19 protein-coding genes and 1 pseudogene are annotated in these 16,367 nt (G+C 70.5%); 6 read left to right on the top strand and 14 right to left on the bottom strand.

Annotated elements, in window-relative coordinates; translation table 11 throughout:
• Positions 1-29 precede the first annotated feature (29 nt).
• From rsmI to ACFHWU_RS04930, 8 genes and pseudogenes are all read right to left on the bottom strand, one after another.
• The gene (gene rsmI, locus ACFHWU_RS04895; RefSeq protein ID WP_416567831.1) at positions 30-947 is read right to left on the bottom strand and encodes a 16S rRNA (cytidine(1402)-2'-O)-methyltransferase; all 918 of its coding nucleotides are present in this window, start codon (positions 945-947) and stop codon (positions 30-32) included.
• A 44-nt stretch (positions 948-991) separates the two neighbouring features.
• Positions 992-1,606: a methyltransferase family protein gene (locus ACFHWU_RS04900; RefSeq protein WP_416567863.1), complete on the bottom strand. Its 615-nt coding sequence runs from the start codon at positions 1,604-1,606 to the stop codon at positions 992-994.
• 13 nt (positions 1,607-1,619) lie between these two features.
• On the bottom strand, positions 1,620-2,324 hold the full coding sequence (locus ACFHWU_RS04905) for a cation transporter (protein ID WP_416551201.1): 705 nt from the start codon (positions 2,322-2,324) through the stop codon (positions 1,620-1,622).
• Positions 2,324-2,653, bottom strand: coding sequence for an ArsR/SmtB family transcription factor (locus ACFHWU_RS04910; RefSeq protein WP_278173557.1), 330 nt, complete (start codon positions 2,651-2,653; stop codon positions 2,324-2,326). Before ACFHWU_RS04910 ends, ACFHWU_RS04905 begins: the two co-directional genes overlap by 1 nt.
• Positions 2,654-2,874: 221 nt before the next feature.
• Complete coding sequence (locus tag ACFHWU_RS04915) at positions 2,875-3,264, bottom strand: hypothetical protein (protein WP_416567864.1); 390 nt, start codon at positions 3,262-3,264, stop codon at positions 2,875-2,877.
• 112 nt (positions 3,265-3,376) lie between these two features.
• A pseudogene (locus ACFHWU_RS04920) lies at positions 3,377-3,580 on the bottom strand (sigma factor); the annotation flags it as partial.
• Positions 3,581-3,621: 41 nt separating this feature from the next.
• On the bottom strand, positions 3,622-3,807 hold the full coding sequence (locus ACFHWU_RS04925; protein WP_416551199.1) for a hypothetical protein: 186 nt from the start codon (positions 3,805-3,807) through the stop codon (positions 3,622-3,624).
• 373 nt (positions 3,808-4,180) lie between these two features.
• Complete coding sequence (locus tag ACFHWU_RS04930) at positions 4,181-5,023, bottom strand: class I SAM-dependent methyltransferase (RefSeq protein WP_416551198.1); 843 nt, start codon at positions 5,021-5,023, stop codon at positions 4,181-4,183.
• A 63-nt stretch (positions 5,024-5,086) separates the two neighbouring features.
• On the opposite strand from ACFHWU_RS04930, the gene ACFHWU_RS04935 reads away from it, so the two are divergent.
• The 4 genes from ACFHWU_RS04935 to ACFHWU_RS04950 all read left to right on the top strand — a co-directional run bounded on the left by ACFHWU_RS04935 (position 5,087) and on the right by ACFHWU_RS04950 (position 8,074).
• A complete protein-coding gene (locus ACFHWU_RS04935; RefSeq protein WP_416551197.1) occupies positions 5,087-5,692 on the top strand; it encodes a TetR/AcrR family transcriptional regulator in 606 nt (201 codons plus the stop codon).
• Between the two features lie 403 nt (positions 5,693-6,095).
• Positions 6,096-6,503: a hypothetical protein gene (locus tag ACFHWU_RS04940; RefSeq protein ID WP_416551196.1), complete on the top strand. Its 408-nt coding sequence runs from the start codon at positions 6,096-6,098 to the stop codon at positions 6,501-6,503.
• 63 nt (positions 6,504-6,566) lie between these two features.
• Positions 6,567-7,331 (top strand): MerR family transcriptional regulator, encoded by a 765-nt coding sequence (locus ACFHWU_RS04945; RefSeq protein ID WP_416551195.1) that lies wholly within the window; start codon positions 6,567-6,569, stop codon positions 7,329-7,331.
• Positions 7,328-8,074 carry a hypothetical protein gene (locus ACFHWU_RS04950; protein WP_416589899.1) on the top strand — a complete coding sequence of 249 codons (747 nt, stop codon included), beginning with the start codon at positions 7,328-7,330 and terminating at the stop codon, positions 8,072-8,074. Before ACFHWU_RS04945 ends, ACFHWU_RS04950 begins: the two co-directional genes overlap by 4 nt.
• Here ACFHWU_RS04950 and ACFHWU_RS04955 read toward each other — a convergent pair.
• Complete coding sequence (locus ACFHWU_RS04955) at positions 8,004-8,828, bottom strand: SDR family NAD(P)-dependent oxidoreductase (protein ID WP_416551193.1); 825 nt, start codon at positions 8,826-8,828, stop codon at positions 8,004-8,006. The genes ACFHWU_RS04950 and ACFHWU_RS04955 overlap by 71 nt on opposite strands.
• Positions 8,829-8,896: 68 nt before the next feature.
• Between ACFHWU_RS04955 and ACFHWU_RS04960 the strand changes: the two genes are divergently transcribed.
• The gene (locus tag ACFHWU_RS04960) at positions 8,897-9,505 is read left to right on the top strand and encodes a TetR/AcrR family transcriptional regulator (RefSeq protein ID WP_416589900.1); all 609 of its coding nucleotides are present in this window, start codon (positions 8,897-8,899) and stop codon (positions 9,503-9,505) included.
• 24 nt (positions 9,506-9,529) lie between these two features.
• Here the strand turns inward: ACFHWU_RS04960 and ACFHWU_RS04965 are convergent, their stop codons facing one another.
• From ACFHWU_RS04965 to ACFHWU_RS04975, 3 genes are all read right to left on the bottom strand, one after another.
• Positions 9,530-9,784, bottom strand: a complete 255-nt coding sequence (locus ACFHWU_RS04965; RefSeq protein ID WP_123606272.1) for a Smr/MutS family protein — start codon at positions 9,782-9,784, stop codon at positions 9,530-9,532.
• On the bottom strand, positions 9,781-10,152 hold the full coding sequence (locus ACFHWU_RS04970) for a tetratricopeptide repeat protein (RefSeq protein ID WP_123607363.1): 372 nt from the start codon (positions 10,150-10,152) through the stop codon (positions 9,781-9,783). The genes ACFHWU_RS04965 and ACFHWU_RS04970 overlap by 4 nt, the downstream gene beginning before the upstream one ends.
• Before the next feature lie 151 nt (positions 10,153-10,303).
• Positions 10,304-11,056 (bottom strand): ROK family protein, encoded by a 753-nt coding sequence (locus ACFHWU_RS04975; RefSeq protein WP_416567834.1) that lies wholly within the window; start codon positions 11,054-11,056, stop codon positions 10,304-10,306.
• A 39-nt stretch (positions 11,057-11,095) separates the two neighbouring features.
• On the opposite strand from ACFHWU_RS04975, the gene ACFHWU_RS04980 reads away from it, so the two are divergent.
• Complete coding sequence (locus tag ACFHWU_RS04980) at positions 11,096-12,754, top strand: ABC-F family ATP-binding cassette domain-containing protein (RefSeq protein WP_416589901.1); 1,659 nt, start codon at positions 11,096-11,098, stop codon at positions 12,752-12,754.
• 53 nt (positions 12,755-12,807) lie between these two features.
• Here the strand turns inward: ACFHWU_RS04980 and nhaA are convergent, their stop codons facing one another.
• Complete coding sequence (nhaA, locus tag ACFHWU_RS04985; RefSeq protein ID WP_416589902.1) at positions 12,808-14,196, bottom strand: Na+/H+ antiporter NhaA; 1,389 nt, start codon at positions 14,194-14,196, stop codon at positions 12,808-12,810.
• Positions 14,197-14,295: 99 nt separating this feature from the next.
• Positions 14,296-16,197 carry an asparagine synthetase B family protein gene (locus ACFHWU_RS04990; RefSeq protein ID WP_416589903.1) on the bottom strand — a complete coding sequence of 634 codons (1,902 nt, stop codon included), beginning with the start codon at positions 16,195-16,197 and terminating at the stop codon, positions 14,296-14,298.
• Positions 16,198-16,367 lie beyond the last annotated feature (170 nt).

Consider the following 16,367-nt stretch of genomic DNA (forward strand, 5'->3'; position numbering starts at 1 on the left):
AGCATGTCAATAGATCTATGCAGGTGCCTTCAGCGCGGGCGCAACGCCGACACCCGGTCGTAGACCTCGTTGCGGGCCAGCCCGGTCAACTGACCGGTCAACGACCGTACCGTCCGGGTGTCCAGCCCCGCACCGAGCAACAACTCGATCACTCGGTCCGGGTCGAGGCCGCCGGCCCCGACCCCGCCGCCGTTGGTCGACTCACGCCGCCGGATGCCCTCCACCACCACGGTGATCTCGCCCTTGACCTCGTCGCGGCCGGCCAGGTCGGCGTGCACCTGGGACAGCGGGCCGCGCAGCCACTCCTCGCGCGACTTGGTCAGGTTGCGCACCAGCGCGGCTGGCCGGTCGCCGAGCACCTCGCGTACGTCGGCGAGCATCTCCACCACCCGGTGCGGCGCTTCGAAGAAGATCAACGTGGCGGACAACGGGGCGAGCTCGGTCAACGCGGTACGCCGCGCCGCCGACTTGCGGGGCAGGAACCCGACGTACAGGAATCGGTTGGCCGGCAGCCCGGAGCCGACCAGGGCGCTCAGCGCGGCGCTCGCCCCGGGTAGCGGGTCGACCCGCAGCCCGTCGGCCAGCGCCGCCCCGACCACCAGGTAGCCGGGGTCGTTGACCAACGGCGTACCGGCGTCGGAGATCAACGCGACGTCGGTGCCGGCGTTCAGCACGGAGATCAACTCGGCAGTACGGGCCTGCTCGTTGTGGTCGTAACAGCTGACCACCCGGACGTCGATGTCGTGCGCGTCGAGCAGCCGCCTGGCCCGCCGGGTGTCCTCGGCGGCGACCAACCCGGCGGTACGCAGCACGTCCAGCGCCCGCAGCGTGATGTCGCGCGGGTTGCCGATCGGCGTCGGCACCACCGACAGAGTGCCGCGCCGCTGCTCACCCGGCCCGCCCGTGTCGCCCTGGTCGGCCCTGCGCTCATCGGCTGCCTCGTTCACCCGGCGATGGTAGCCACCCGGTCGACCGCGGTCCGACGGTGCGCTCAGCCCGAGTGCAGTCGCCAGGCGCCGACGCCGGGCAGGAACCGGCCGACCCGGGCCGCGTACCGGGTCCACGCCTCGCCGTGCACACCGACCAGATAGGGCTCCTCGACGGCCCGCACCTGGACCTGGACCGAGACGATCAGTACAGCGGCCGCGGTGAGGCTGACAGCGTTCGGCACCATGGCGGCGAGGCCGACGACGCTGGCCGCCATCGCGGTGAAGATCGGGTTGCGGACGATCCCGAACAGGCCGTGGGTGACCAGAGCGGTCAGTTCACCCGGGTCGACCCCGACCCGCCATGACGCCCCCATCTGGTGCTGGGCGGCGAGGGTCAGCCCGGCACCCGCGACGGCCAGGGCCGTCCCGGCCAGCCGGATCCAGGTCTGGTCGAGCGGAGTCAGCGGCGGGAGCCCGGCCAGGGCGGCGACCGAGCCGGCGGCCGCGAGCAGCAGTGCCACGACGAACATCAGCTTCGCCCACCAGCGCAGCGAGCCGGGCCGTCCCGCGTCCAGGCGCAGCCCGGTGTCACCGGTGCGCCGCCATTGGACGACGCTACGCCAGCCGAACGCGATGGCGAGTGCGGCCAGGTAGAGGACGAGAGCGAAGCCGGCGATCACTGTTCCTCCGTTAGGACGTGCAGCAGCAGGTGTCGCCGCGCCAGGCCTCCCGGCCTTCCTTGACGGCGACGGCGGCGATGACGAGGGCGGCTGCCGGGTCGGCCCACCACCAGCCGAACAGCGAGTTGACCGCCAGCCCGACGAGCAGGACGGCGGACAGATAGGTGCAGAGCAGGGTCTGTTTCGAGTCGGCGACAGCCGACGCCGAGCCGAGCTCCCGGCCGGCGCGACGCTGCGCGGTGGAGAGCACCGGCATGACCGCCAGGGAGAGCGCGGCGAGGACCAGCCCGACCGTGGAGTGGTCCGGGCGGTGTGCGCCCAGTAGTGCCCGTACCGATTCGACACCGACGTAGCCGGCGAGGGCGAAGAACGATACGGCGATGACCCGCAGCGCGGCGCGTTCCCGGCGTTCGCGGCGTTTGTGGTCGGCGCCGGTGAACTGCCAGGCGACCGCGGCGGCGGAGGCCACCTCGACCACCGAGTCGAGGCCGAACCCGATGAGCGCGGTGGAGGAGGCGACGGTGCCGGCGCTGATCGCGACGATCGCCTCGATCACGTTGTAGGCGATGGTGGCGGCGACGAACCATCGGATTCGCCGGGCGAGCGTCGCCTGCCGGGCGGCGGACGGCCGGGTCGGGCCGGCATGCCCGGTCAGCTGGTTCTGTTCGGACGGTCGGGTTGGGCCGATCGGGATGAGCGGCAGCTGGGCGGACATCAGCAGCAGCCGTCGGTGTCAGCGGTCGGGCAGGCCGCCGGGTCGACGGTCAGCACCAGGCCGAGCAGGTCGCCCAGGGCGTGGGCGAGCCGGGGGTCGGCCAGCTCGTAGCGGGACCGCCGGCCTTCGGGCACCGCCACGACCAGGCCGCAGCCACGCAGGCAGGCCAGGTGGTTGGAGAGGTTCTGCCGGCTGGTGCCGAGCAGGTCGGCCAGCTCGGCGGGATAGCCCGGGCCGTCGCGCAGTGCCAGCAGCAGCCGGGCTCGGACCGGGTCGGACAGGGCGTGCCCGAAGCGCGCCAGCACCTGCCCGTAGGTTAGCGTCTCCACGACCGCGACAGTACATCAGCTGATGAATAAAGCGAAGACTGAACCGTTGCTCCGGTCGCTCCGGCTGACCTGGGCCGACCTGGCCGCTCGGGTTGCTCCGGGAGCAGGGTGTCTCCGCCGACCTGATGCCAGAGGTGCATCTTGATGCACCTCTGGCATCAAGATGCACCTGTACCTCCGATCTCTGGGGTTACATTGCGTACACACTAGGGGGCATGGCGTCAGCGCATCAGGGTCTGCGGCCAGGTCGAGAGGTTGCCCACGTTGGTTGCCACCTGCACCGAATCAAGGATCAGGTCGGCATCCTGGATGCTGAAGCCCTGGTAGTTGCCCTTGCCGATGCGGGCGCTGAGATCCAGGTTCGGCAGACCGAGCAACTCCATCTCGTCTCGGCCCGGGTACAGGAATGCCTGCCGTTCACCGACCACGTGATTGGCCTGCCGAGCATTACCCGACCGGACCAGCGCGTACTGAGCTTGCACCTCCATCCGATCGTTCCCTTCCCGTTCCAGCACGACCCCTCCGTCGGCGTACCGGCCGTCGATGAAGCCCACCGATGCGCGGACCATCCGGGTGCCGTCCGGCAGGTTGCCGAGTTGGAACGGCAACACGATTCGCGGCAGCGGTGCCCATGTCGCCGCTTACCCGGCACGCAGCCGAGTGGTCGAGCGCGGCGGTCATCAGCTCCGACGTCACCGGTGTTTCGTGACTGGACCGGCGTCGCCACCAGGACGAGTTGACGTTCACCAGGATGCGCCGTACATAGATGTCCGGCCGGTCCATCCGGCTGATCGACCGCCATCGGGCGTACGCTCGGCCGAGGGCTTCCTGTACCAGGTCCTCTGCGCGATGGGAGTCACCGGTGAGCAGCCGCGCCAGGCGAACCAGCGCTGGACCACGCGCCACCACATAATCCTCGAACGTCATCGCTCTGGTATCCCTCCGAGTGCCTACCACTCCAACCGCGGTCACCGAGCCGATTTGTTGACCACCGCCGGTCCCTCCGGGGTCAGGCAGTCCTCGCCGCCATGCATCGGAAGGGCATGACGTTGCTGGCTTGTCCTGGCCGAACCCGGCCTGTCGTCGCGTCGGCAGCGGCCGATCGAGGTGAGTGTGGTGAGCAGGGCGACCGGGTCTTCGTCCTTGGCGAGCACGCCGGTGGGGTCAGCTACGGCGGGACACCGTGATCATGTTGTGTGATCGCCGTACAGTTCGACGCACCCGTTGATGCGGGGCCTACAGTTCCCGCCACCTCGGATCGCGCGGATTGTCGATGGTGTATCTCGCCGCCGCAGACATGCTCAACGGCGTCGTAACCCTGTTGGCGCACCCGGACGCCAGGTACGTGTTGGCCGGTGCCGGCGGCGGCTGGAGTTTCGCCGTACGCCGTACCCGCCGTCATGGTCTGCGGTTGAGCACGCCCGCTGGCAGGCCGCTGTGCCAGGTGCCCGAGGCCGACTACGCGGTGGCCGTCTGGCGCGGCACCAACGCGTTGCTGGCCGCCCGCACCCCGACCGACCGCCCGGCTCACTCTGCCGGCGTGACCGCTGTTGCGGCGGCCCTGCGGGTACGCACCGCGACGACGGCAACGGTCGTGCCGGACATCGTCACGCTGCCACCGGCCTTGTCGACAGCGGGTCCGACGCCGTCCAACATCGCCGCCTGTTCGTCCGGTGCCAGCCGGGTGAGGAGGCCCTGGGTCAGCATGAGATCGAACAGCTCGTCGCGGGTGTACGGCTGCGTCCAGTCGAAGCGCAGCTGCTCGGGGGTGCTGAACCCGCCGACCTCGTGCATGCCGTCGGCGGCTCTGGTCAACAGCGGCTGGTACGCGTCGACACCTTGCTTGTCCGGCTCGAAGGTGACCGGCGAGTCGGGCACCACCCGCCGGTAGGCGGCGGTGAAGGCTTCCGCCACGAGGGGCGGGAGCTGGAACACGTGCCAGAAGGGTGCCAGCAGACCACCGGTGCGCAGGACCCGGGCGGCTTTGGTCGCCCCGGCGACCGGGTCGACCCAGTGCCAGGCCGTTCCGGCGATGACGGCGTCGAAGGTCCGTCCGGCGGCCTGCCACTTCTCGAATGTCGCCACTTCGACCTCGGTGCCGGCGCGCCGCGCGAAATCCGCCATTCGCGGGTCGGGTTCGACCCCGAGCACCGTGCAGCCGGCCTGCTGGAACTGTCGGGCTTCGATGCCGGTGCCGCAGCCGACGTTCAACACCTCGGATCCGGGACTGGCGGCGACGATCCGCCGTACCAGCGCGTCGGGGTAGCGAGGTCTGGCCCGGTCGTAGCGCGGTGCGTCGACGCCGAACGATTCGGCGACGCCCCTGGCAAGATGAGGATCCGGTGGACGCCCGGACGATGAAGTGGGCATGCGCCCACTCTAGTGGGCAATCGCCCATTGCGGCGGCCCGACAGGCGAGCGGAGGAGCGCACAGTGCCAACCGGTGTGGCCATCCACGACGCGCGCGAGCAGTTGTTCGACGCCGCCGAACGCGTCCTTCTCCAAGCTGGGCCAAGTGGTCTGACCAGCCGGGCGGTCACCACCGAGGCGGGGGTCGCCAAGGGCGTCCTGCACCGCTACTTCGCCGACTTCGACACCTTCGTCACCGAGTTCGTGCTGGACCGGATGGCCCGGATCGACACCCAGGCCGCTGCCCTGCAGCAGGCAGCCGGGACCGGCACCGTCGCCGGCAACCTGACCGGGCTGCTCACCGAGCTGTTCGGATCGGTGACCCTCGCCCTGATCAGTCTCATCGTCTCCCGCGACGAGCTACGCAGCCGGTTGCGGCGCACCAGACCGGACCCCCGACTGCCGATCCTCTCGGACGCCACGACCATGATCGCGTCCTACCTGGCCGCCGAGCGCGACCTCGGCCGGATCGCGGTCGACGCCGACATCGACACGCTCGCGCCGATACTGGCAGGAACCGGACATCTGCTCTTCGCTGACCGGGAGAGCGACCCGCCGGACGAACCGGCGGTGCGTAAGGTCGTCACCGTCGCCCTCGACAGCGCCGCCGCACGGGGGCCATCGCGTTGACGATCGCTGCTTGACCTTGTCGCGGCGGCAACGACGCCACACCCCCGTCGTCATGTTCGTCGACACTGCACTGGTGGCCGTAGCCGATCGGCCGGCAACATCCGCCAAAAGTAGCTTTCAGTGACTGTCTCATAACCGACAGTGCGCCAAATGAGTTATATGTCCGACCCGGCCTGCGCCCTGAACATCGATACTGACGAGAGGATCGACCCACGAAAGACCTCTGCCGTAGCGGCAGCAATCCAAGGTACCCTCGAACACGAGGAGAACTCACGGTGTCACGACCTCGTCACAGGCTCGGCGGCGAGTACGAGGAACTCCTCAAGGAGGTCGAGAAGGATGGCTGGTCCGTCACCGGAGGAGGGAACAAGCACTTCAAGTTGAAGTGCCCGAATCCCTGTAAGTGCATGAAGACGATGTCAACAACGCCCTCGAACCCGAACTACTTGCGAGACATGAGGGCTCAGCTTCGTCGGGCGACGTGCTGGGAGGCAACGTGAAAGAGTTCCGTCTCGCGGTCCAGATGACCTTCGTCAGCACCCCCCATGGCACCGATGAGCAGTTCGAAGAATTCATCGATGCGGTCCAGGAGCAATTGGATTCTCTGGACGTCGAGGTCCAGATCGCCGCGAAGCTCGCTGACCGGATCGTGGACATCGCCACGTCGACCGAGGCCACCAGCTTCGAGTTCGCTGCCAGCAGGCTGCTGATGGACATCCGTACCGCGCTGCACGCGGTCGGCTGTCACACGCCGGACTGGCCACGGTTCCAGGCAACCGACCACCACCTCCGAGAACTCCAAGACGCCTGACAGTCTGTGAGGCCGCTACGGCAAGCTTGACCTTGCCGTAGCGGCAACGTTTCTACTGGTGGCATGCGGATCGGCGAGCTTGCCGCGCTGGTCGGGGTCTCCACCCGGACCGTGCGCCACTACCACCACCTGGGGCTGCTGCCCGAACCGGAGCGGCTGTCCAACGGCTACCGGGAGTACCGGCTGCGGGACGCGGTCGCGCTGGCCCGGGTACGCCGGCTGAGCGAACTCGGACTCTCCCTCGACGAGATCCGGGACGTGCTCGCCGACGACCGGGGCCGGGAGCTGCGCGAGGTGCTCACCGAACTGGACGCCGACCTGGCCCGCCAGCAGGCCGCGATCGCCAGCAGGCGGCGGCGGCTCGCTGTGCTGCTGGCCGCCGGCGAGTCCATCGACGAGCTGGACGCCGATGCCACGGTGTCCGAGGAGATGGCAGTGGTGCTGCGTCAACTGCCGACCGACGGCTCGGCGTTCGCCGCCCTGGACCGGGAGATGCTGGCGCTGCTGGACACCGGGGTCGGGCCGGAGCAGCGGGGTGAGTTCAGCGCGCTGTTCCAGCCGCTGACCGAGCCTGCGATGCTGGCCCGTACGCAGGAGTTCTACCGACGGCTCGACGAGATCGCCGACGCCGACCCGGCAGACGCGCGGGTGGCGTCGCTCGCCGCCGACCTGGAGGGCTTCCTGCCCGCCGAGATGACCGACGCCATCGTCACGAACGCGGGCGACGCGGCAGGCGTCCAGTGGCTGGCCGCCATCACCGGTGAGTTCTCCCCCGCCCAGGCCGAGGTGTTCCGGCTGATCCTCGCCCGGCTGCGAGGTCACCGATGACCGCGCGTCGGGTCGGGGTGGTGCTGCGCCGGCTGGTCGGCTTCGAGGGTGCCGGCCTGGTCAGCCTCTGGCTGTGGGTACGCCGTCGCCGCCACGGCGTACCGGAGTCGGCGACGGCGGTGCCCTACGCCGGGGCGGTGGCGTCGACGATGGTGATGTTCCTGGTGGTGTCGATCGTGGAGCTGGTCGCGGTGGAGATCCTGCTGCGGGCGATCGGTGCCCCGGACCCGCTGCGGCACGCGATCCTGCTGATCGACGCGTACGGCGTACTGATCGCTCTGGCGGTGATCGCCGCGACCGTGACCCGACCGCACGTGGTCGGGCCCGACGGGATCCGGGTCCGCAACGCCGCGTTCCTGGACGTCCGGGTGCCCCGTCGGCTGGTCACCGAGGTCCGGCTGGTCCGCAACTACAACGAGCAGGGCACCATCCGGGTCGACGGTGACGTGCTCATCGTGTCGGCGATCGCGCAGACCAACCTGGTGGTCGAGCTGGCCGAGCCGCTGCGGGTGGTCCGCCCGTTGGGCCGCATCGCACACGTACGGACGATCCGGTTCTTCGCCGACGACCCGGTCGCTGCACTGTCGGCCTGGTCGACCCGGCAGGCCGCGACCGGCCGGGATGCCGCGACCGGCCGGGATGCCGCGACGCGGTCTGCTGCGGCGACGCCGGTCAGCCGAGCAGCTGCTCCGAACGCTCCCACAGCCGGCGGGCGAGATCAGGGTCGTACGCCTGGGAGTTGACGCGCCTGGCGGGCCGGCGCTTCTCGTAGTAGCGGCCGGGCTCCCAGTCGACGCCGGGCCGGCTGGTGGCCAGCCAGACCAGCTGGTCGGCGCCCTTCTCCGGGGTGGTCAGCATGGCCCGGGTGACCGGGTTGGTGGTGATGAACCGCATCAGCCGGCTCGCCGACCGGGTGCCGAAGCTGGTCGCGACGTTGCCCGGGTGGAAGGCGGCGGCGGCGATGCCTTCGGCGTGGTAGCGGCGGTGCAGTTCCGTGGTGAACAGGATGTTCTCCAGCTTGGCGGCGCTGTAGGCGCGTACCGGGTCGAAGTTGCGGTCGAGGTTGAGGTCGTCGACGTCGAGCTTGCCGGCCAGCCGTGCGCCGACGCTCGACGTCTGGATCACGGTGGCCCGCGACGCGGTCAGCTTGTCGATGAGCAGCCGGGTCAGCAGGAACGGTGCCAGGTGGTTGATCTGGAAGGTCAGCTCGAAGCCGTCGGTGGTTTTGGTGGGGTCACCGAAGACGCCGCCGGCGTTGTTGGCGAGCACGTCGATGCGCGGGTACGCGGCGTCCAGTTCGGCGGCGAGCTTGCGTACCTCGTCGAGGCGGGCGAAGTCGGCGAGGAAGTGCTCCGCGCCGATCTCGCGGGCGACGGCCTCGGTCTTGCGCGGGGAGCGCCCGACGACGACCACCCGGTGGCCGGCGCTGTGCAGCTGACGGGCGGCCGCAGCGCCGATGCCGTCGCTGGATCCGGTAATGACGATCACCTTGGTCATGACGACACTGTACGACGAAACTGTCAGCAACTGTCAACTGCGACGGCCAGTGCTAAGCTGGCCTCATCATGACTGGAAAGCAGCCAACCCTGCGCGAACGCACCCGTCGGGCGGTGCAGCGCGACATCGCCGACGCGGCACTGCAGCTCTTCGTCTCCCGGGGCTACGACGCCACCACCATCGACGACATCGCGGCGGCCGTCGGCATGTCCCAACGCAGCATCTTCCGCTACTTCGCCACGAAGGAGGACATCGTCGTCGGCAAGTTCGACCTCGGTGCCGACGACATGCTCGACAACCTGCGCGAGCGCCCCGCCGGCGAACCCGTCTGGACGTCGCTGCGCCGGCTGTTCGACATCGTGGACGCCTCAGCAGACACGTCAGGCCAGCAGCAGGTCAGCAAGCCCGTCCAGCGGGTGATCCTGGAGACGCCCGCGCTGCTCGCCGTCTACCTGCGCAAGCTGCAGAGCATGCAGCACGCCGCCGTCGCGGTGCTACGGGAGCGCGCCACGGCGGCCGGCGCCCCGTACGCCGCCGACGATCCGACGCCCGGGGCGCTCGCCGCCGCCGCCTTCGGCTGTCTGGTCGCGGCGCAGCACGCCTGGCTGGCGTCCACGACCGAGGACTCACTCGCCGACTACGTCGACCGGGCGATGGCGGCCCTCAGCCCACGATAGGCGGCCGAGTAACTCCGATCGGAGTCACTTCCATCTGAAATGGACGAACAGCCGGCCGAAGTTCTTCGAGTCCTTCTCCACCCGGTGGTAGAGCTGCTTGACGTCCTTCTGGTCGAGGAAGCGCAGCACCCGCTTCTTCAGCTGGCCGGATCCCTTACCGGGGATGATCTCGACGAGGGTGGCCTTCTTGGCCACCGCCTCGTCGATGACGCCCCGCAGCGCCCGGTCGATGTCCTGGCCACGGTTGTAGATGTCGTGCAGGTCCAGTTTGATCTTCACGACGCCCTTCCGTTGACCTTCGCCTCGACCCGGCGCAGCGCGGCCAGGTAGTCCGAATGCTCGGAGCGCATGGCGGCGGCGAGCCGCAGGTGCCGCAGCGCCTGCGACGGCCGGCCGAGCCGTTCCAGGGTACGGCCCAGCACGTGATGGGCGTAGTGGTCGCTCGGGTCGCGGTCGATCAGCTCGCGCAACTGCTCCTCGGCCCGGCCGAGCTGCGCCGACTTGAAGTAGGAGCGGGCCAGCAGCTGGCGGACCGCCGAGTTGTCGGGCTCGGCGGCGATGATCGGCTCCAGCAGCCGGGCCGCCCCGGACGGGTCGCCGGACTCGAAGTACAGGTTCGCCCGGCGGTACTCCTCCAACAGATCCATGGCCGCCCCACCTTCCCGGTCGCGATCACCGACACCCTTGACGCTGGCACAACCACCGGCGGAATGCGACTGTTCCCGTACCGGACATCCGCCGGTCACCCAGTCAGCTTCGGGACGATCCGGCACAGTCCGGTCAGGGTCGGATCGGTTCTCAGGGTCGGATCAGCGTCCAGGCCCGTACGCCGCCGACGATGCCGGCCGTGTTCGGCACCACCACCACGTCGTCGCCCATCCGGGCCACCTGCTCGGGACGGATCAGCCGCGAGTTGCCGCCGCCGAGGTAGAGCCGGTCCCAACAGAACACCGGTCGCAGACCGTCGACGACACCGCGTACCCGCCGGGACCAGAACGCGTCGCCGAGCCGGCGGCGTTCGTGCTCGCCGACGTAGGTGTCGTAGCTCTGCCCCCAGCGCACCGGCGCCTGGGACAGCTCCAGGTGCGGGGCGAGCCGGCCGCCGTCGAACAGCGCGCAGCCGAGCCCGGTGCCAAGGGTCAGGACCAGTTCGCAGCCGGTGCCGGCGACCACCCCGGCGCCGTGCACCTCGGCGTCGTTGAGCACCAGCACCGGCAGGTCGAAGGCGGCGCCGAGCGCCGTACGGGCGTCGAAGCCGGACCATTCGGCGAGCAGCCCCGGGTCGACCCTGGTCCGCGGACCGGCCTTGGTCACGTAGTGCGGGGTGGCGACCACGACACCGTGGCGGATCATGCCGGGCATCCCGACGGTGACCCGGTCTGCCGCCGGCAGTTGGTCACGCAACCCGCGCAGGGTGTCGACGAAGCGTATCGGCGGCAGCGGGTACGGGGTCGGCACCCGCAGCGGCCGGGCCCGCATGGTGCCGGCCTCATCGAGTACGGACGCCTTGATGCCGCCGCCGCCGCAGTCGATCGCCAGCGTCGAAATCATCAGCACAGTCTGCCGGTCGGCGGCTACGATCGCCGGGCCATGAGCGCCACGTTGATCGCCAGGGACCTGTCCGCCGGGCACGGTGACCGGCAACTCTTCACCGGGCTGGACCTCGTCGTCGCGCCCGGCGACGTGGTCGGTCTGGTCGGCGCGAACGGTGCCGGCAAGTCGACGCTGCTGCGGATCCTCGCCGGCACCGCCGCGCCCGAGTCCGGCACGGTCACCCGCAACCCGCCGACCGCCACCGTCGGGCTGCTGCCGCAGGAGCCGCAGCGCCGGCCGGGCGAGTCGGTACGCGACTACCTGGCCCGCCGGACCGGGGTGGCGGCGGCGCAGCACGACCTGGACGCGTCGACGCAGGCACTGGCCGACGGCCGGGCCGGCGCCGACGACGCGTACGCGGTGGCGCTGGAACGCTGGCTGGATCTCGGCGGCGCCGACCTGGCCGAACGCGCCGAGCAGGTGGTCGCCGACCTGGGTCTGACGGTGACGTTGGACCAGCCGACGACGGCGCTCTCCGGCGGCCAGGCGGCCCGCGCCCAGCTCGCGTCGCTGCTGCTCAGCCGCTACGACGTGGTGCTGCTCGACGAGCCGACCAACGATCTGGACCTGGCCGGGCTGGCCCGGCTGGAGCAGTTCGTCACCGGGTTGCGCGCCGGTGCCGTGCTGGTGTCGCACGACCGGGAGTTCCTGGCCCGTACGGTGAACCGGGTGGTCGAGCTGGACCTGGCCCAGCAGCAGGTCAACCACTACGGCGGCGGGTACGAGGCGTACCTGGCCGAGCGGGAGGTGGCTCGCCGGCAGGCCCGGGCGGCGTACGAGGAGTACGCCGACACCCGGGCCGGGCTGGAAACCCGCGCCCGTACTCAGCGGGCCTGGATGGAGAAAGGCGTCCGCAACGCGCGGCGCAAGGCCACCGACAACGACAAGTTCATCCCCCACTTCCGGGGCGAGACGTCGGAGAAGCAGGCGGCGAAGGCGCGGCAGACCGAGCGGATGATCGAGCGGCTGGAGACCGTCGAGGAGCCGCGCAAGGAGTGGGAGCTGCGGATGGAGATCGCCGCCGCGCCCCGGTCCGGCGCGGTGGTCGCGGTGCTGCGCCAGGCGGTGGTACGCCGGGGCGGGTTCACCCTCGGCCCGGTGGATCTGCAGATCGACTGGGCGGACCGGGTGGCGATCACCGGGCCGAACGGGTCCGGCAAGTCGACGCTGCTCGGTGCGTTGCTGGGGCGGCTGCCGCTGGATTCGGGCGAGTCGTGGCTCGGTCCCGGGGTGGTGGTCGGCGAGATCGACCAGGCCCGCCGGCTGTTCCTGCGCGACGAGCCGGTGCTGGACGCGTTCCGGGCGGCGGCCGACCTGGCCCCGGCCGAGGCCCGTACGGTGCTGGCGAAGTTCGGGCTGCGGGCCGACCACGTGCTGCGGCCGGCGGCCACCCTGTCGCCGGGCGAGCGGACCCGTACGGCGTTGGCGTTGCTGCAGGCGCGCGGGGTGAACCTGCTGGTCCTCGACGAGCCGACGAACCATCTGGATCTGCCGGCGATCGAGCAGTTGGAGTCGGCGCTGGCGTCGTTCACCGGCACGTTGCTGCTGGTCACCCACGACCGCCGGATGTTGGAGTCGGTGCGGCTGACCCGCCGGATCACGCTGGACGGCGGCGGCCCCGCACTCCGGTCGCTGCTGGACCTGTCCCTCGACTAGGGCAGGACCAGGGCCACGACCGGGTTGCGGGGGCGCCGCCGGGGCACTCCGGGTCAGCGGCGGTCGTCGTCCGGTGTCGGTTGCGGCAGCTGCTGGTAGATGTCCGGGATTCCGTCCCCGTCGCGGTCCTGCCGTTCCTGTTCGGAGATCCGCCGGTAGACCTTGTTGCGCCGGCTGAGGACGATGGCGGCGAGCATCGCCGCGGTCAGCGAGCCGATCAGGACGGCCGCTTTGACGTGGGCGTCGCGGTCGCTGCCGGCGCCGAACGCCAACTCGCCGATCAGCAGCGAGACGGTGAACCCGATGCCGGCCAGCAGCGACACCCCGAGCAGGTCGACCCATTTCAGCCCGCCCAGGTCGGCGCGGGTGAAGCGGGTCATCAGCCCGGTGGCGCCCAGGATGCCGATCGTCTTGCCGAGGACCAGCCCGGCGATCACCCCGATCGCCACCGGATCGGTCAGCACCGAGCCGATGCCGCCGTCACGCAGCGACACCCCGGCGGCGAAGAAGGCGAAGACCGGCACGGCGAAGCCGGCGGAGATCGGCCGCCACCGGTGTTCGAAGTGCTCGGCCAGGCCGTGCTGCTCGCCCTTGCGGGGCAGCACCGGCACCATGAAGCCGAGCAGTACGCCGGCGATGGTGGCGTGTACGCCGGAGGCGTGCATCAGCGTCCAGGTGATGGCGGCCAGTGGGATCAGCGCCCACCACCAGGTCCTGCCGAACCGCAGCAGCAGCGCGAAGGCGAGCAGCGGCAGCAGGGAGCCGGCCAGGGCCAGGAAGTTGACCTGTTCGGTGTAGAAGAACGCGATGATGGTGATCGCCAGCAGGTCGTCGACGACGGCCAGGGTGAGCAGGAAGGCGCGCAGGCCCTGCGGCAGGTGGGAGCCGATGACGGCGAGCACGGCGAGGGCGAACGCGATGTCGGTGGCGGTGGGGATCGCCCAGCCGCGCAGCGCGCTGTCGCCGGTGTTCAGGTTGATCAGTACGTAGATGAGCGCCGGCATGGCCATGCCGCCGATCGCGGCGATCACCGGTAGCGCGGCCCGGCGTGGGCTGCGCAGTTCACCGGCGACGAACTCGCGTTTGAGCTCCAGACCGACCACGAAGAAAAAGATCGCCAACAGGCCGTCCGCCGCCCAGTGCGCCAGGTCGACGTCCAGGTGCAGCGGTGCCCCGCCGGGCCAGGGCACGAACTGGCCCAGGTCGGTGTAGGCGTCACCCCACGGTGAGTTGGCCCAGATCAGCGCGATGACCGCGCCGAGCAGCAGCAGCCCGCCGCCGACGGTCTCGGTGCGGAGCACGTCGCCGATGAACTTGGCTTCCGCCCAGGAGGAGAGCTGGAACGGACGCCGGGACTCCGGCGGCCTGGTTGAGTCCGACTTTTGGCTCGATCCGGACTTGTCGCCGGATCCGGAGGCCTTGGTGGGGGTCGGGTCGGTCATGTAGAGAACTCCACCTCCACGTACATGCAGCAGGTACAGCGACGCCGGTCCTGGTTGACCGGCGCGTCGATGATGATCACACTATCCGTTCCGGCACGGTTACCGAAGGTCTCCGGTTGGCGATGCCGCCGCCGGACAACCTCCGGCACCGGTTGTGCCGTACCCCGATTCTTCCAAGGTCATGTCGCGCTGACCAGCAAGTGCGGGGTCTCTCACCGGCCCCGGCCGGTGCCGCAGCCAGAGTTCGAGTTGAAGCAATGTGTAGATCTCGCCAGCGTGGTCCAGCCCGGCCTGGTGCTCGTCGAGCAGCCGGCGGACCGCTGCCGGCTGGAACAGACCACGGTCCTGGAAGGTCCGGTCGGTGAGCAGGTCCCCGGCGAGTTCGCGCAGCTCGGCCCGCAGCCAGCTGGCCAGCGGTGGCCTGGCGTCCACCGAATCGGAGGTGACCACCCGGCCCGGCAACCAGCCGGCCGCCGCCCGCCGCGCCAGGTTCCGCCGCCGCCCCGGCACCTTCCACGATGCCGGCAGGCCGGCCACCCACTCGAGCAGTCGGTGGTCGAGCAACGGTGCCTGCAGCCGTAGTCCCGCGCCGGCCGACACCGTCGACCACCGGGCGAGTACGTCGCCGGGCAGGTATCCGAGTAGATCCGCACCGGTCATCCGGACCGCCTGGGAGTCCCCCGACGAGGCGAGGTAGGCCGCCTCAGCCAGCAGGCCGCTGTCCACGTTGGCGAGTTCGGCGCGCAGCCGCGCCGGGTAGAGGGCGTTCTTCTGCTCGGCGCTGCACTCGGCGACGATCCGTGCGTACCGGGTCGGCGGTGGGCAGCCGGCGACCTCCAGCAGCCGGCCGAGCCGACGCACCGGGGTCCCGGCCGTGCTCCGCCGCACCAGCGCGGCCCCGGCCCGCTGCAACCCCGGCAGTCCGGCCGGCCGCTGCGGCCAGCCGTTGAGCCAGCCGAGCAGCAGGTGGTGCGGGAACCCGCCGTACAGCAGGGCACCCCCGAGGCCGCAGAATGCCTCCGCCCGTCGCACCCCGGCGTACCTGGCGACCAGGTAGGCCGGGATCGCGGCCGGGCTGGCGAACGGTTCATCGAACAGGCCGGCGATCTGCTGCGGTACGGCCGGATCGAGCCCGGTCACCAGATACTCCTGGTGCTCGGTGCCGAGCGCCCGGGCGACGGCTCGCGCCGCCGCCCGCTGGTCGAGCCGGGGTTCGCCGAACCCGACGGAGCAGGTGTGCGCCCTGACGCTGGTGCTGCGGGTCACGGCGGCCGCGACCAGCGTGGCGCTGATCCCGCCGGAGAGCAGCACCTGCGGCGGCCCGGTAGCCGGCAGCCGGGAACGCACGGCGTCGACCAGCCGTTCGCGTAGCTGCTCGGCGGCCTGGTCGATGCCCGGTGCCGACGGCCCGGCAGCGGCGTCGAGTGTCCAGTAGCGACGGGTGGTGACCCGCCCGTCCGCCCAGGTCAGCGACGTGCCCGGGGGAAGCTTGCGGATGCCGGCGTAGATCGTCCATGGCGCGGGGACGTACCGGTAGGTCAGGTAGTGGTGCAGTGCGACCTGGTCGAGCTCCTGGCTGGCATGCGGATCGGCCAGCAACGCCCGCAGCTGCGAGGCGAAGGTCAGCCGGTCACCACTGAGCCGCCAGTACAGCGTCCGCTCGCCGGTCCGGTCGGCCGCCAGCAGCAGCTGGTTCCGGTCGCGGTCCCAGACCGCGATCGCGAATTCGCCGGTCAGCTGGGTGACGGCCGCCGTACCGTGCCGCTGGTACAGGTCGAGCAGGTCGGGTTGGGCGGTGCAGCTGACCGCGACCGCGTCCGTCGTGGCCGCGTAGTACGGCGACCGACCCGCGGAGTACGGCGACCGGCTCGCCGCCCGGTCGCCGTCGGACCAGCGGGCGACGATCGCCGCTCGGTCGTCCAGGTAGCGACCGGTCTGCTGAAGGTCGTGCGGGGTGCAGGCCAGGGCGAGTGGGTCGACGCCCTCTTGGCGGCCACCCACATCACCGACAATACCGACTATTGCTGACATATTGTGACGCTAACCCCGGTTGGCTGCGCCGGGTGCCGAGTTGTCGATCCGGTTCACCCGACGACGCCGGTCAGCCCGAGTCTCGTCTAGATTTCGCCGATTGGAGTTATAGATCCCCAATGTCTGGTTAGCCTGGGTCT

Origin of the sequence: Micromonospora sp. LOL_015 (genome assembly GCF_048060275.1) — a bacterium.
Classification (GTDB): Bacteria; Actinomycetota; Actinomycetes; order Mycobacteriales; family Micromonosporaceae; genus Micromonospora_E.

What these genes read in the sequence shown, in the direction of transcription:
- ACFHWU_RS04980 (WP_416589901.1), top strand. Translation starts at nt 11,096, where the DNA reads ATGAGCGCCACGTTGATCGCCAGGGACCTGTCCGCCGGGCACGGTGAC.
- ACFHWU_RS04950 (WP_416589899.1), top strand. Translation starts at nt 7,328, where the DNA reads ATGACCGCGCGTCGGGTCGGGGTGGTGCTGCGCCGGCTGGTCGGCTTC.
- ACFHWU_RS04975 (WP_416567834.1), bottom strand. Translation starts at nt 11,056, where the DNA reads ATGATTTCGACGCTGGCGATCGACTGCGGCGGCGGCGGCATCAAGGCG.
- nhaA (WP_416589902.1), bottom strand. Translation starts at nt 14,196, where the DNA reads ATGACCGACCCGACCCCCACCAAGGCCTCCGGATCCGGCGACAAGTCC.
- ACFHWU_RS04945 (WP_416551195.1), top strand. Translation starts at nt 6,567, where the DNA reads ATGCGGATCGGCGAGCTTGCCGCGCTGGTCGGGGTCTCCACCCGGACC.
- ACFHWU_RS04960 (WP_416589900.1), top strand. Translation starts at nt 8,897, where the DNA reads ATGACTGGAAAGCAGCCAACCCTGCGCGAACGCACCCGTCGGGCGGTG.
- ACFHWU_RS04930 (WP_416551198.1), bottom strand. Translation starts at nt 5,023, where the DNA reads ATGCCCACTTCATCGTCCGGGCGTCCACCGGATCCTCATCTTGCCAGG.
- ACFHWU_RS04905 (WP_416551201.1), bottom strand. Translation starts at nt 2,324, where the DNA reads ATGTCCGCCCAGCTGCCGCTCATCCCGATCGGCCCAACCCGACCGTCC.
- ACFHWU_RS04970 (WP_123607363.1), bottom strand. Translation starts at nt 10,152, where the DNA reads ATGGATCTGTTGGAGGAGTACCGCCGGGCGAACCTGTACTTCGAGTCC.
- ACFHWU_RS04955 (WP_416551193.1), bottom strand. Translation starts at nt 8,828, where the DNA reads ATGACCAAGGTGATCGTCATTACCGGATCCAGCGACGGCATCGGCGCT.